This window comes from Thermococcus sp. 4557 (assembly GCF_000221185.1).
Taxonomy (GTDB): domain Archaea; phylum Methanobacteriota_B; class Thermococci; order Thermococcales; family Thermococcaceae; genus Thermococcus.
On sequence record NC_015865.1, the window covers coordinates 282,126 to 295,630 of the forward strand.

At 57.7% G+C, this 13,505-nt stretch carries 11 protein-coding genes; 10 read left to right on the plus strand and 1 reads right to left on the minus strand.

Features of this window, described 5'->3' with window-relative positions; genetic code table 11:
* Positions 1–32: 32 nt before the first annotated feature.
* The 3 genes from thsB (at position 33) to GQS_RS01335 (ending at position 3,939) form a co-directional block, all read left to right on the plus strand.
* Entirely contained in the window at positions 33–1,685 is a 1,653-nt protein-coding gene (gene thsB, locus GQS_RS01325; RefSeq protein ID WP_014011858.1) for a thermosome subunit beta, read from the plus strand.
* A gap of 101 nt (positions 1,686–1,786) precedes the next feature.
* On the plus strand, positions 1,787–2,665 hold the full coding sequence (locus GQS_RS01330) for a zinc metalloprotease HtpX (RefSeq protein WP_014011859.1): 879 nt from the start codon (positions 1,787–1,789) through the stop codon (positions 2,663–2,665).
* A 131-nt stretch (positions 2,666–2,796) separates the two neighbouring features.
* Positions 2,797–3,939 (plus strand): amidohydrolase, encoded by a 1,143-nt coding sequence (locus GQS_RS01335; RefSeq protein WP_014011860.1) that lies wholly within the window; start codon positions 2,797–2,799, stop codon positions 3,937–3,939.
* A 45-nt stretch (positions 3,940–3,984) separates the two neighbouring features.
* Here the strand turns inward: GQS_RS01335 and GQS_RS01340 are convergent, their stop codons facing one another.
* Positions 3,985–4,791 (minus strand): SDR family oxidoreductase, encoded by an 807-nt coding sequence (locus GQS_RS01340; RefSeq protein WP_048056610.1) that lies wholly within the window; start codon positions 4,789–4,791, stop codon positions 3,985–3,987.
* A gap of 71 nt (positions 4,792–4,862) precedes the next feature.
* Between GQS_RS01340 and GQS_RS01345 the strand changes: the two genes are divergently transcribed.
* The 7 genes from GQS_RS01345 to GQS_RS01375 all read left to right on the plus strand — a co-directional run bounded on the left by GQS_RS01345 (position 4,863) and on the right by GQS_RS01375 (position 13,398).
* A complete protein-coding gene (locus GQS_RS01345) occupies positions 4,863–5,873 on the plus strand; it encodes a deoxyhypusine synthase (RefSeq protein WP_014011862.1) in 1,011 nt (336 codons plus the stop codon).
* 111 nt (positions 5,874–5,984) lie between these two features.
* Positions 5,985–7,415: an FAD-binding oxidoreductase gene (locus GQS_RS01350; protein WP_014011863.1), complete on the plus strand. Its 1,431-nt coding sequence runs from the start codon at positions 5,985–5,987 to the stop codon at positions 7,413–7,415.
* Positions 7,416–8,552 (plus strand): (Fe-S)-binding protein, encoded by a 1,137-nt coding sequence (locus GQS_RS01355; protein WP_014011864.1) that lies wholly within the window; start codon positions 7,416–7,418, stop codon positions 8,550–8,552.
* Positions 8,549–10,312 (plus strand): FAD-dependent oxidoreductase, encoded by a 1,764-nt coding sequence (locus GQS_RS01360; RefSeq protein WP_014011865.1) that lies wholly within the window; start codon positions 8,549–8,551, stop codon positions 10,310–10,312. The genes GQS_RS01355 and GQS_RS01360 overlap by 4 nt, the downstream gene beginning before the upstream one ends.
* Positions 10,309–11,553: an NAD(P)/FAD-dependent oxidoreductase gene (locus tag GQS_RS01365; protein WP_014011866.1), complete on the plus strand. Its 1,245-nt coding sequence runs from the start codon at positions 10,309–10,311 to the stop codon at positions 11,551–11,553. The genes GQS_RS01360 and GQS_RS01365 overlap by 4 nt, the downstream gene beginning before the upstream one ends.
* A complete protein-coding gene (locus tag GQS_RS01370) occupies positions 11,537–11,905 on the plus strand; it encodes a DUF1667 domain-containing protein (protein WP_014011867.1) in 369 nt (122 codons plus the stop codon). Before GQS_RS01365 ends, GQS_RS01370 begins: the two co-directional genes overlap by 17 nt.
* Positions 11,902–13,398: an FGGY family carbohydrate kinase gene (locus GQS_RS01375; protein WP_014011868.1), complete on the plus strand. Its 1,497-nt coding sequence runs from the start codon at positions 11,902–11,904 to the stop codon at positions 13,396–13,398. The genes GQS_RS01370 and GQS_RS01375 overlap by 4 nt, the downstream gene beginning before the upstream one ends.
* The last annotated feature ends 107 nt before the right edge of the window (positions 13,399–13,505 follow it).

The following is a 13,505-nucleotide window of genomic DNA, read 5'->3' on the forward strand; positions in this document are numbered from 1 at the left end:
TGCAAAAAGGAATTTGATAGGAGGAATGTCAAATGGCACAGCTTAGCGGACAGCCGGTTGTTATTCTGCCTGAGGGAACCCAGAGGTACGTTGGTAGGGATGCTCAGAGGCTCAACATTCTGGCTGCTAGGATAATCGCGGAGACCGTCAGGACCACCCTCGGTCCGAAGGGTATGGACAAGATGCTCGTCGACAGCCTCGGTGACGTCGTTGTCACCAACGATGGAGCCACTATTCTTGACAGGATAGACCTCCAGCACCCGGCTGCGAAGATGATGGTTGAGGTTGCGAAGACTCAGGACAAGGAGGCTGGCGATGGAACCACCACCGCCGTCGTCATCGCTGGTGAGCTTCTCAGGAAGGCCGAGGAGCTTCTTGACCAGAACATTCACCCCAGCATCATCGTTAAGGGTTACACCATGGCCGCCGAGAAGGCCCAGGAGATACTCGAGGACATCGCCATAGAGGTCACCCCTGACGACGAGGAGACCCTCATGAAGATAGCCATGACCTCAATCACCGGCAAGAACGCCGAGAGCCACAAGGAGCTCTTTGCGAAGCTCGCCGTTGACGCCGTCAGGCAGGTCGCCGAGAAGAAGGACGGGAAGTTCACCGTGGACATCGACAACATCAAGATCGAGAAGAAGGCCGGCGAGAGCGTTGAGGAGAGCGAGCTCGTTCGCGGCGTTGTTATCGACAAGGAGCGCGTCCACCCCAGGATGCCGAAGAGGGTCGAGGGTGCCAAGATCGCCCTCATCAACGAGGCCCTTGAGGTCAAGAAGACCGAGACCGACGCCAAGATAAACATCACCAGCCCGGACCAGCTCATGAGCTTCCTCGAGCAGGAGGAGAAGATGCTCAAGGAGATGGTGGACAAGATCGCCGCCACCGGTGCGAACGTTCTCTTCGTCCAGAAGGGCATCGATGACCTTGCCCAGCACTACCTTGCCAAGTACGGCATCCTCGCCGTCAGGCGCGTCAAGAAGAGCGACATGGAGAAGCTCGCCAAGGCCACCGGCGCCAAGGTCGTTACCAACGTTAAGGACCTCACCGCCGAGGACCTCGGCCACGCCGACCTCGTTGAGGAGCGCAAGATAGCCGGCGAGAGCATGATTTTCGTCGAGGGCTGCAAGAACCCGAAGGCCGTCACCATACTCATCAGGGGCGGCACCGAGCACGTCATCGACGAGGTTGAGCGCGCCCTTGAGGACGCCATCAAGGTCGTCAAGGACGTCATGGAGGACGGCTACGTTCTTCCGGCCGGTGGTGCTCCGGAGATCGAGCTGAGCATCAGGCTAGACGAGTACGCTAAGGAAGTCGGCGGCAAGGAGGCCCTCGCCATCGAGAACTTCGCCGAGGCCCTCAAGATAATCCCGAAGACCCTCGCCGAGAACGCTGGTCTCGACACCGTCGAGATGCTCGTTAAAGTCATCAGCGAGCACAAGAACAAGGGTAAGGCCATAGGCATCGACGTCTTTGAGGGAGAGCCGGCTGACATGCTCGCCAATGGTATCATCGAGCCGCTCCGCGTCAAGAAGCAGGCCATCAAGAGCGCCAGTGAGGCTGCCATAATGATCCTCAGGATCGACGACGTCATCGCCGCCAAGGTCAGCAAGCCCGAGGGCGGCCAGGGCGGCGGAATGCCCGGTATGGGCGGAATGGGCGGCATGGACATGGGCATGTGATGCCCTCTATTCTCTTTCCTTATACTCAATCTTGTACCAAAAGGTTTTATTTGTAGATTCGCCTCTCCTTATGGGAGTGAGAGTTCACCGGAGGTGAGAGAATGGGGCTTGGTTTGTGGCTCAGAACTGGTCTGCTGATGGCCGCCCTGACCGGGTTACTGATGGCCATCGGCTACGCTTTTGGGGGCCCCAGTGCGGCTTTCATGATGTTCCTGTTCTCGCTGGCGTTCAACTTCATCACCTACTGGTACAGCGATAAAATAGTGCTTAGCTGGTACCGCGCGAGGATAGTTGACGAGTTTGAGGCCCCTGAGCTCTACGCTATAGTCAAAAAGCTCGCCGAGAACGCGGGCCTGCCGATGCCGAGGGTTGCCATAATCCCCAGCGAGACGCCCAACGCGTTCGCCACTGGGAGAGACCCTAAGCACGCGGTCGTCGCCGTGACCACTGGCCTGCTCAGAATCCTCGACAGGGACGAGCTTGAGGGAGTAATCGGCCACGAGCTTACTCATATAAAGAACCGGGACATGCTCATCGGAACCTTCGCGGCAGCACTCGCCGGTGCCATCGTCCAGCTCGCCTACTGGGCCCGCTGGATAGCCATCTTCGGCGGCTTCGGAAGGGACGAGGACGACGCGGGCAACGTGCTCACTGCGATACTCATAGCCGTCCTCGCCCCGATAGCGGCGATGCTCATCCAGGCCGCCGTGAGCCGGTCGAGGGAGTTCCTCGCTGACGAGGGCGGAGCGAAGATAAGCGGCAAGCCCTGGGCGCTCGCGAGCGCGCTGATGAAGATAGAGCGCGCCGTCAGCTATCGGCCGATGAGGGAAGGAAACCCGGCGACGGCCCACATGTTCATAGTGAACCCGTTCAAGGGGACGAGCATAGCGAGCCTGTTCTCCACTCACCCGCCCACCGAGGCGAGGATCGAGAGGCTCAGGAAAATAGCGGAGGAGATGGGCTACGCCCCCACTTTCTGATTTAATTTTTGCATAATTGCCTAATCCTGCAATTCTCTATTTATGTGATCGACCCTGTTGATAACTGTCGGTTGCACTTCTCAATCAGCAAGCATTTAAACGTTAGTGCACACTTCTTAACGGTGATGGATATGAAAGCCGTAAAGGCAACCCTTCTCTACGACGGTCTGGGGAACATTCTGAAGGACGTCTACGTCGTTTTTGATAAGGACATCGTGGACGTAACGAAGGATAAGCCAAAGGGAGCGGAGATAATAGCCGAAGGTGTTGTTACTCCCGCCTTCATAGACGGCCACAGCCACATAGGAATGGACAGGTATGGGGAACCCTACCAGGAGGGCGAGGCCAACGAGGAGATGGACGCGGTTCTGCCGCTCGTCGATGCGCTCTACTCCATCTACATGGACGACAAGGCATTCAGGCACTCCATCGAGTTCGGCGTGCTCTACTCCTCCGTCCTGCCGGGGAGCGGGAACATCATCGGCGGAAAAGCAGTTTTCATAAAGAACTACGGGCGCGACATAGAGGACGCCTTCATCCAGTACGCGGGCGTTAAGGCGGCCTTCGGCTACAACCCGCGCTCGACCACGAGCTGGAAGGGAACCAGGCCGAGTACTAGGATGGGTGCCATAGGAATCCTTCTCAACTGGCTCATCAAGACCCAGAAGACAATAAAGCTCATCGAGAAGGGCAAGAAGGAACCTGAGGAAGTCGAACCCACCGTTGAAGCCCTGATTCCGGTTCTCAAGGGAGAACTCCCGCTCCGCGTCCACGTCCACAAGGAGGACGACATAGCGGCTTTGCTTATGATAAAGCGGAAGTTCGGACTCAGGATAACCATCGAGCACGCAGGAGATGTCCACAGCAGGGAGACCTTCGAGAAGATTAAAGCCGAGGGCGTTCCTGTGATTTATGGTCCCTTCGACAGCCACCCCTACAAGGTCGAGCTGAAGCACGAGGACTGGAAGAACGCCCGCTATCTGCTTGAGGTCAGGCCCCTCTTCGGCCTCATGAGCGACCACCCCGTTACGCTCCAGGCGAATCTCTACTTACAGCTCCGGCACTTCATAAGGCTCGGCATGAGCAAGGCAGAGGCGATAAAGGTCATAACCCACAACAACGCGAAAATCCTCGGCGTTGACGACAGGCTTGGAAGCATAGAGAAGGGCAAGTGGGCCTCGCTCGTTGTCTGGAACGGGGACCCGTTCAACCTTGAAAACTACCCGACGCACGTCTTCGCGGAGGGAGAGCTGATTCACGAGGCGGATTGGTGATTTGAAGGTTTTTCCAGTTTTTGTTTTTACTGGTTTATTGTTCTTTCAGAGGTTAACACCCCTCGTCATCGCGCCATCTATGACAACTGTCGAGCCGAGCATGTACTCCGCCTCTTCGCTCAGGAGGAAGGCCACCAGAGAGCCGAGTTCGCTCCACCTCCCGGTTCTGTGAAGGGGCGTTCTGCCAAGCACCTCCCGCTTCCAGGTCTCCTCGAAGGGTTCTCCCCTCGCCTTGGCAACTGCCTTAAGGTTCTCCCTCGCGCCGGGCGTGTCGAAGCTGCCGAGCAGAACGCTGTATGCCCTTATCCCCCTCTTCCCGTAGGTTCTCGAAACGCTCTTCGCCAGCTGAACCAGGCCGGCCCTCGTGACGTCCGCCAGAATCAGCGGCGGCATTGGCTCCTTTATCGAGACGGAGTTGAGATAGATGAGGACACCCTTCATCTTCCTCTCAAGCCACGCCTGGACGAGGAGCGTCGTTAGATATCCCGGGGCGACCGTGTGGAGGGCGGAAGCCTCTATCCAGTCGATGTAGCTCGCCTCGTGCAGGAGGCAGGGTTCACAGCGGACGTTCCCCGCGTTCCAGACGAGGGCATCAACCCCTCCAAGGAGCTCCCAGCTCTCCTTCACGAGGTTTTCAATGTCGCGCTGGTCAAAAAGGTTGGTTCTAACTGAATAAACCTCACCATAGCTTGAAAGCTCATCCAGAGCCTTCTTCAGGTTCTCCTCACTCCGGGAGCTTATAACGACCCTCGCGTTCCTCTTCAGCAGCTCCTTTGCAACGTTGAAGCCTATGCCGCGGGATGATGCTGTGACGATGACGCCGAGGCCGTTCAGGTCTATCTTCACCTGCATGTGGGAGAGTTGGGGCTGAAGAATAAAACGCTTTCCCAAAACTTTATACGTCCACCTTCGAAGTGCCAACCATGACGGAGCCAAAGAACATTGTGCTGAAGGAGAGCGAAGAGGTTGAGGGAACTCCAATTGAAGGCCCCTGGCTGGACGAGGTCTCAAGCCTTGAGGAAGTTCTCGACTACTACGAGCGCATAGGCTTCCAGGCAACGCACCTAGGGAAGGCAATAGAAATCTGGCGGAAGGTCGAGGAGAAGCGCGCCAGCGGCGAGGAAGTCCGCGTTTTCCTCGGCTACACCTCCAACATTATCTCCTCGGGCCTGCGCGAGCTGGTCGCGTGGCTTGTAAAGGAAGGCAAGGTTGACGTCATAGTGACAACCGCGGGAGGAATCGAGGAGGACTTCATAAAAGCCCTCAAGCCCTTTATCCTGGGCGACTGGCAGGTGAACGACGCCCTGATGCGCGAGAAGGGCATAAACAGGATTGGCAACATCTTCGTGCCCAACGACCGCTACATAGAGTTCGAGAAGTACATGATTCCCTTCTTCGAGCGGGTTCTTGAGATGGAGCGCGAAGCTGGAAAGCCCCTAACGGCGAGCGAGTTCATCTACGAGATGGGCCGCTACATGGACGAGAAGCTGGGGAAGGAGAAGGAGCGCTCGGTTATTTACTGGGCCTACAAGCGGAACGTCCCGATTTTCTGCCCGGCCATCACCGACGGCTCGATAGGTGACATGCTCTACTTCTTCAAGGAGGAGCGCGGAGATAGAGAGCTGATAATTGACATAGCCAACGACATCGTGAAGCTCAACAACTTAGCGGTTACCGCCAAGGAGACCGCCTCGATAATCCTCGGCGGCTCTCTGCCGAAGCACGCGATAATAAACGCCAACCTCTTCCGCGGAGGGACCGACTACGCGATTTACGTCACGACGGCAATTCCGTGGGACGGCTCACTGAGCGGTGCGCCGCCGAGCGAGGGTGTAAGCTGGGGCAAGATAAGGGCGAAGGCCGATTACGTAGAGATTTGGGCAGATGCTACGCTCGTCTTCCCGCTGCTGGTGTGGAAGGTGATGAGGGGCTGATGCTCTTTTCTTTCCAATCTCTCTGACCTTCCTTCTTGTCTGTGCTGTGCTCCTCAAGTGCTGCAAAATGCTTTTATTTGTGCATGCAGTATGTGCATCAGGGGTGGAATCTTGACGCTGACGTTTGATGAAGTCCTTAAGCGCCCCAAAAGGGGCAGCGTTGGTGAAGCCATCGCCGAACTTAAAAATCTTCTCGGGGACAAGGTTTCGACCAAGCCGGCTGACCTCTTTTCGTACAGCCACGACTACTGGCTCATAACCTTCCACTGGCTGCTGAAGGGTAAAGTTCCAGCGCTTCCCGATGCGGTGGTGTTTCCGGAGAGCGAGGAAGACGTTGTGAAAGCAGTTAGAGTGGCTCACGAAAAGGGCGTTCCTCTCTACCCATACGGCGGCGGCTCTGGAGTTCTGGGGGGAACAGTGCCTGAGTACGGGGGCATAGTGGTTGACCTGAAGCGTCTTAGGGGCCTGAGGCTTTATGGGGATGACCTTATGGTCGAGGCTGGGGCTGGAGTCAACGGCTATTACATCGAGGAGTACCTCAACAGACGGGGCTACACACTCGGCCACTTTCCGCAGTCGCTCTATCCCTCAACAGTGGGCGGCTGGGTTGCCACCAAGGCTATAGGCCAGTTCTCGACCAGATACGGCGGCATCGAGGATATGGTGCTTGGCCTGAGGGCGGTAATTCCGCCGGGAAAGCTCATCGAGCTCAAACCACACCCAAGGACGGCAACGGGCCCGGACCTGCGGAAGCTCTTCGTTGGGAGCGAGGGAATATTCGGCATCGTGACGAGGGTGTGGCTCAAAGTTCGTCCCTACCCTGAGGAGCGCTTTCTGCTCTCCTTTGCATCGGAGAGCCTTGAGGAGGCTCTGGACTCCGTCAGGCGGATACTCCACCGCGGTGCGAGGCCGGCAGTGGTGAGGATATACGACCGGGTCGAAACGAAGAGGCACTTCTACAAATTCGAAGAGCTGTACGGAAAGATAGGGACGATCATCATAGTCGAGGGGGACTCCAGGCTGGCAAGGACCGAGAAGGAAATCGTCGAGGGGGAGTTCAAAGGGGTGCCTGCCGGGGAGGAACCCGTGAGGCACTGGCTGGAAACGAGGTTCAACGTGAAGGAGATATCCGAGTTCGCGCCGATCGGAGTGGTCATAGACACGATAGAGGTTGCGGTAAACTGGGGCAGGGCTGCGGAACTTTATGAGAACGTCATCAGGGCCATGAAGTCCGTGAAGGGCACGCTGATGGCTTCCGCCCACGCTTCGCACTTTTACGACCAGGGGGTCTGCTTCTACTTCACCTTTGCGGGCGTTCCCCCGAGGGGCAGAAGCGCGGGGGAGTTCTACAACGCGGTCTGGGATGCCGCAATGAGGGCCACGCTCGATAGCGGGGGCACTATAAGCCACCACCACGGGATAGGCCGTCACAGGCGAGGATGGCTCGCGGAGGAGCTGGGAGATGCCTACGAGGTGCTGAGGAAGGTTAAGCTCGCGATAGATGAGAAGGATGTTATGAACCCCGGCAATATGGTGATGTGAATGCCCGGAAAGTGGGACTGGCTCAAGGACGAAATCGGCCTCTCGAACCTTCTTACAGGCGGGAGGATGATCTTCAAGGTTGTTCAGGGGAAGCTCTCGGCGGATGACCTGACCAAGTGCGCCCTCTGTCCCAACATGTGCCGCCACGCCTGTCCAGTTTCGATAGTTGAAGGGCGCGAAACGACCTCCCCCGCGGGAAAGGCGCGGATCGCGCTCATGATACGCGAGGGACGGCTCGAACTGAACCTCGACAACCTGGAGCCCCTGTACACCTGCCTCGGCTGCGACCTGTGCACCCTCTACTGTCCGTTTGAATTCTCGGTCGCCGACCTCATCCGGCCGGTGAAGGAAGAGGCCGTGAGTAGGGGTGTGGTGTTCGAAGAGTTCAGGAAAGTTTTTGAAAACCTCGAAACGTCGGGGGACGTCTACGGGAACGCTGATTCGGGTGCTGACGGTTCAGGGAAAGTCCTCTACTTCAGGGGCTGCACCGTGAGGAACGAGAGGCCGGAACTGGCCGAAAAGACCCTGACCCTCCTCGATAAGCTCGGTTATGAAGCCTTCACCATAAGCGAGACCTGCTGCGGCCTCCCGGCGTACAACCTTGGCAATACGGAGCTGTTTAAGAAGGTCGCCGAGAGAACCGCGGAGAGGCTCAACGCAACCGGTGCAGAGCTGATAGTCACCTCGTGCCCCTCTTGTGCCTACACCTTCCGCGTCCTCTACCCCAAATACGGGATAAAGCTCAAACCTCGGGTTCTACACATAACGGAGCTCCTTGGCGAGGTCATCGGCGGTCTGAAGCTGAAAGGGGCTGAAGCCGTGACCTACCACAACCCCTGCAAGCTCGCGATGCATCTCGGGCGGAGAGGGCTCCTCAAGAGCCTGCTGGAGAATGTGGAAGGGCTTGAAATCAGAGAGCCGCGCAGGGAGCTCTTCTGCTGCGGTCACGGTGGGAGTGCCGTCTCAAGACTGAAGCCGGAGCTCGCCGAGGAAATTGCCGCGGAGAGGAGGGAGCAGCTCAGGGACGGCGCGGCCAGAGTCGTGACGGCCTGCCCGAGCTGTGAGCTGGCTCTCAACGGTGATGGTCTGGAGGTTCTCGATATAGTCGAGTTCCTGCTGGAGATGATGGAAGAATGAGCCTCGAATCAAAGGTTCGGAAGGTCCTTGGGAGGTTTCCTTACAGAATCACCTTCGAGATCAGGGACGGCGTGGTCTTTCTCGACGGGGAAGTGGAGGCTTACGAGGAATGGGTCGAGATCGGGCTTGCAGTGGGGAGCATTAAGGGCGTTGAGGGCGTGGTGAACAGGATAAAATGGAAGGACTACCCGGAGGAGGAGCTCAGGCGTAAGGAAGAGCGGAGGAGGAAACTCTACGAGGAAAACAAGGGTAGAATTATCGGCGAGTACGACGTCGTCATAATCGGGGGCGGTGTTACCGGGACGGCGATAGCGAGGGAGCTCTCAAAGTACCGTCTGAAGGTCGCCCTCCTCGAAAAGGCCACCGACGTTTCTGTGGGGGCATCAAAGGCGAACAACGGGATGATACACCCCGGAGTGGCCCCGAAGCGCGGCACGCTGAAGGCCAAACTCAACGTCAGGGGAAACGCGATGTATGACGAGCTTGCAAGGGATTTGGGGGTCAAGTTCAAGCGTGTCGAAAGCCTCTGGCTGATAACCCCGCGGACACTCCAGAAGTACAGGAGATACCTCCCGGGGCCGTTCTACAAATTCGTCTCGGCCTACATCTTCCCGTACCTCGTGAAGCTCAAGGGCATGCTGAACGGCGTTAAAGGAATACGCATAATCAGAGGCGAGGAGATATGGAAACTGGAACCCAAGGCCACGAGGGAGGCCTGGGCCGCGGTTTACGTGCCGTCAACGGGAATACTTGACCCCTATGACCTCGTCGTGGCCCTGGCGGAAAACGCGATTGCCAACGGGGTTGAAATACACCTCGAGACAGAGGTGGTGGGCTTCATCAGGGAGGGGGAGACCATTAAGGGCGTCGTTACGAACAGGGGGACTTTTCTAGCTAGGTACGTCGTGAACGCCGCCGGCGTTTTCGCTGATGAGATAGCCGAGCTTGCAGGCTCGAGGGAGTACACCATACACCCGAGGAAGGGCGTGATCCTTCTCTTCGACAAAGAGCTTGAGGGATGGGTGAACCACTGCGTCACCGAGCTCAGGTTTCCTGCGCCGGCCCACACCAAGGGCGGTGGCATAAACCCCACCGTTCACGGAAACATCCTCTGGGGGCCGACTGCAGTGGAGGTGCCAGATAAAACCGACACGTCAGTCCATCCCGAGGAGATCGAAGAGATACTCGAGCGCTACAGGGAGATATACCCGGACTTTCCGAGGCACAGGATAATTCGCTACTTTGCCGGGGTCAGGGCGCCGACCTTCACTGAGGACTTCATAATAAGGCCCGCCAAGTGGGTGAAGAACCTCCTCCACGTCGCTGGGATACAGTCTCCCGGACTCGCGTCAGCACCTGCGATAGCGGAGTACGCCGTCGAGCAGCTGCGCTCGATGGGACTCATTCTGGAGCCGAAGCCCGACTTCAACCCGCACAGGGAACCGATCCCTCGTGCGAGCGAGATGAGCCTTGAGGAACTCGATAGGAGGATAAAGGAAGATCCGCGCTGGGGCAACATCGTGTGCACCTGCGAGATGGTCTCAGAGGCTGAAATAGTGGAGGCGATACGCCGGGGCGCGAGAACCCTTGACGCCATCAAGAGACGTACGAGGCTCGGAATGGGAACGTGCCAGGGCGGTTACTGCACGCTGAGAGCGGCGGAGATACTGTCAAGGGAGCTGGGAGTTCCGATTTCCCAGGTCGTCAAGGAGAACAGTGGAAGGCTCTTCAACGGCACCGTTAGGGGTGAGGAACCGTGAAGGACGTCGTTGTGATCGGCGGAGGGCCGAGCGGGATGGCCGCGGCGGTTAAGCTCGCCGGTAAGGGCTACGATGTCGCGCTCATCGAACGAAAGGAAGAACTTGGAGGTATCCTCGACCAGTGCATCCACGACGGCTTCGGGACCAAAATATTTGGAAAGGCCCTCTCCGGACCGGAGTTTGCGGGCCACTTTATGGATGAAGTTAGCAAACTTGACCTTGAGGTCCACCTGAACACGTACGTCAAATCCGTAAACGCCGGGGGAGACGTCAAGGAGCTTGTGACGGTGAGCCCGCGAGGTGTCGAGCGCATAAAGGCCCGCTCGATAGTGTACGCCATAGGCTGCAGGGAGAGGCACCCCTTCGAGATAAAGGTCGGTGGGACGAGGCCCGCTGGTATTTACACGGCCGGAATGGTGCAGAGGCTTGTGAACCTCTACGGAATCCTGCCCGGGAAGAAGGTCCTCATGGTCGGCGGCGGGGACGTTGGCATGATCGTCGCCAGGCATCTTTACCTGGAGGGGGTTGAGTCTATAACCGTCGTCTTTCCGGAGGAGTTCTTCGTTGGGCTCCCGAGAAACGTCCAGCAGTGCATCCTCGACTTCAACATACCTTTCAGGCCCAGGACTGTGGTGAAGGAGATAGTTGGGAAGGAGCGCGTTGAGGGAGCTATCCTTGTGAAAGTGGACGAGAACTGGAGGCCCATACCCGGCACCGAGGAGTTCTACCCCTGCGACACGGTGATATTCTCCATTGGCCTCGTACCCTATGCCAAGAAGATGAGGGCAATTGGGGCCGAGATAGACCCGAGAACCAGAGGTCCGGTCGTGAACGAGTTCTTCGAGACGACCGTGCAGGGAGTCTTTGCCGCCGGCAACCTCGTCCAGATATTTGACTACGTTGACGACGCCGTTGAGAGCGCTTACATCGCGGCAGACGGCGTTGAGAAGTACCTGGCGGGCGGGGGACGGCTTGATAATCCAGTACCTTTCAAGCCCGGGAGCAACGTCCGGACGCTGACACCCCACCGGCTGGAATGGGAGGACGAGAGACCGGTGGTTGCTTTTCTCAGGCCTGCTGTCGAAGGCCGCGCGTGGATAATCGTCAGGGGCGGGAATGGAGAGATCCTGAAGAAGGAGTTCCGGCAGTATGTGAGGCCCTCAACGCTTGAGCGGATTGAGATCCCCCGGGAAGCTATCAGCGGGGCGGAAGAGGTGTATGTGGATGTCGCGAGAGTATGAGGTTCTCTGCATTCGGTGCCCCAAGGGGTGCAGGCTGAGGATCACGGTCGAGGGGAACGAGGTCCACGTCTCGGGCTTCGCCTGCCTTGAGGGAAAGAGGTTCGGGGAGGAGGAAGTGAGGAACCCGAGGCGGGTTGTCACGACGACCGTTAGGATACTCAACGCCCGCTATCCACGCCTTCCGGTGAGAACGGCAGAACCCGTGCCCAAGGACAGAATTCGAGACGTTATAGATGCCCTCAAAGGGCTCGTTGTGGAGGCCCCGGTGAGGCGCGGTCAGGTTATCGTGAAGGATGTTGCTGGAACCGGTGTTGATGTGATAGCGGAGAGGGATATGGAGGCGGTTGGATGAATTACTACCTCATCCTCGACGTTGGGACGACGAACGTTAAGGCCTACGCTTTTTCTGAGGAGGGGGAGAAGCTCCTGGAGAAGAGCATGAGAACGCGGCCCGTTTATCCAGAACCTGGCTGGGCCGAACTCGACCCCGAAGAGCTCATTGAAACGGTCAGGCGGCTCATAGACGGGGTTACTTCTTCCCTTGGGATGCCAGGGGGAATGGCCATCACCAACCAGCGGAGCTCCACCGTCGTGTGGGACGACGAAGGAGCGCTCCACAACATGATAACCTGGCAGGACACGAGGACCAGAGATATCGTGGAGGCCTTTTCCCGCAACTTCCTCGTTCGCTTTGGTAGGGCTATCGGAAAGGTCTTCTACGGACTCTCCCGCATCGTTCCCGGAATAGCCAGCCTACCAAAGGGAGCCTATATAATCACCCTGGCCCATGTGGGCTTCGGCACTTCCCACTCCTCGATGCACCTACGCTGGCTAATGGACAACGTCCTCGAGGTTCGGAGAGCCCTGGAACGCGGTGAAGCGAAGTTCGGCACGATGGACAGCTGGATAGCGTGGAACCTGACGGGGAAGCACGTGACGGACTACACGAACGCATCCGCGACAGGCCTCTTTGACCCATTCTACCTCAAGTGGAGCGACAACATCATGGGCATCGTGGGAATTCCCAAGAAAATCCTTCCCGCCCTCCAGCCGAACGACCTCCCAGTGGGGGAAACGGACTACGGTGTGCCCCTCCTCACGATGGTGGCGGATCAGCAGGCGGCCCTTTACCGTGCGGGCGTTGAGCCGGGGAGCGCGAAGATGACCCACGGAACAGGGACCTTCGTCGATCTGAACGTTGGAGAGAAACCCAAACCCGCATCGCCTGGCCTCTACCCAATGGTCGCCCTTAAAACCCGGGAAAAGACGCTCTACCTCCTTGAGGGAATAATAAACGCCTCCGGTTCGGCCGTTGACTGGCTGCTGAAAGTGGGGCTCGTCGAGGACTACTCCGAGATCAGCGGTGCGTTTAAAGACCCCGCCCTTCCAAGGGTGCTTTTCATACCTGCCTTCGCCGGCCTCTCGACGCCCTATCTGAGGCCTGACTTCAGGGGAGCGCTCCTCAACCTGTCGTTCAGCGTAAGGAAGGAAGACATCATCAAGGCGCTCATAGCGGGGATAGCGATGAGGGTCGCGGAGGTTATAGCCGCCATGGAATCGGGAACCCGGGTTGAGATTGGCTCCCTGACCTCCGACGGGGGTGCTTCGCAGATCGACCCGCTCCTGCAGCTGATAGCCGACTTCAGCGGGAAGAGAATAGTCCGACCGGTGGAGCTCAACGGCTCCGCGCAGGGAACCTTCATGATAGCACGGGCGGTTGCGGAGGGAAGGGACGTTCTGAGCGCGTGGGAGAAACCTATGGTGGAGAGGGTCTTCGAACCGAGCGGGGAGAAACACGAGGACTTCAGAAGGCTGTGGGAGGAGTTCATGGGAAGGCTGCTTTGAGGGTTCTGTTTTGATTTATGAGGGAATAGTTTGTGCTCCTACTGCAAACTATTTTTAAATCTCTTTGCAGTAAGAGTGCAAAATCTTTATAAATATCTTTGCACTAT

Coding starts and splice junctions, on each gene's coding strand:
- GQS_RS01360 (WP_014011865.1), top strand. CDS start 8,549: ATGAGCCTCGAATCAAAGGTTCGGAAGGTCCTTGGGAGGTTTCCTTAC.
- GQS_RS01340 (WP_048056610.1), bottom strand. CDS start 4,791: ATGCAGGTGAAGATAGACCTGAACGGCCTCGGCGTCATCGTCACAGCA.
- GQS_RS01375 (WP_014011868.1), top strand. CDS start 11,902: ATGAATTACTACCTCATCCTCGACGTTGGGACGACGAACGTTAAGGCC.
- GQS_RS01335 (WP_014011860.1), top strand. CDS start 2,797: ATGAAAGCCGTAAAGGCAACCCTTCTCTACGACGGTCTGGGGAACATT.
- GQS_RS01355 (WP_014011864.1), top strand. CDS start 7,416: ATGCCCGGAAAGTGGGACTGGCTCAAGGACGAAATCGGCCTCTCGAAC.
- GQS_RS01370 (WP_014011867.1), top strand. CDS start 11,537: ATGTCGCGAGAGTATGAGGTTCTCTGCATTCGGTGCCCCAAGGGGTGC.
- GQS_RS01330 (WP_014011859.1), top strand. CDS start 1,787: ATGGGGCTTGGTTTGTGGCTCAGAACTGGTCTGCTGATGGCCGCCCTG.
- thsB (WP_014011858.1), top strand. CDS start 33: ATGGCACAGCTTAGCGGACAGCCGGTTGTTATTCTGCCTGAGGGAACC.
- GQS_RS01345 (WP_014011862.1), top strand. CDS start 4,863: ATGACGGAGCCAAAGAACATTGTGCTGAAGGAGAGCGAAGAGGTTGAG.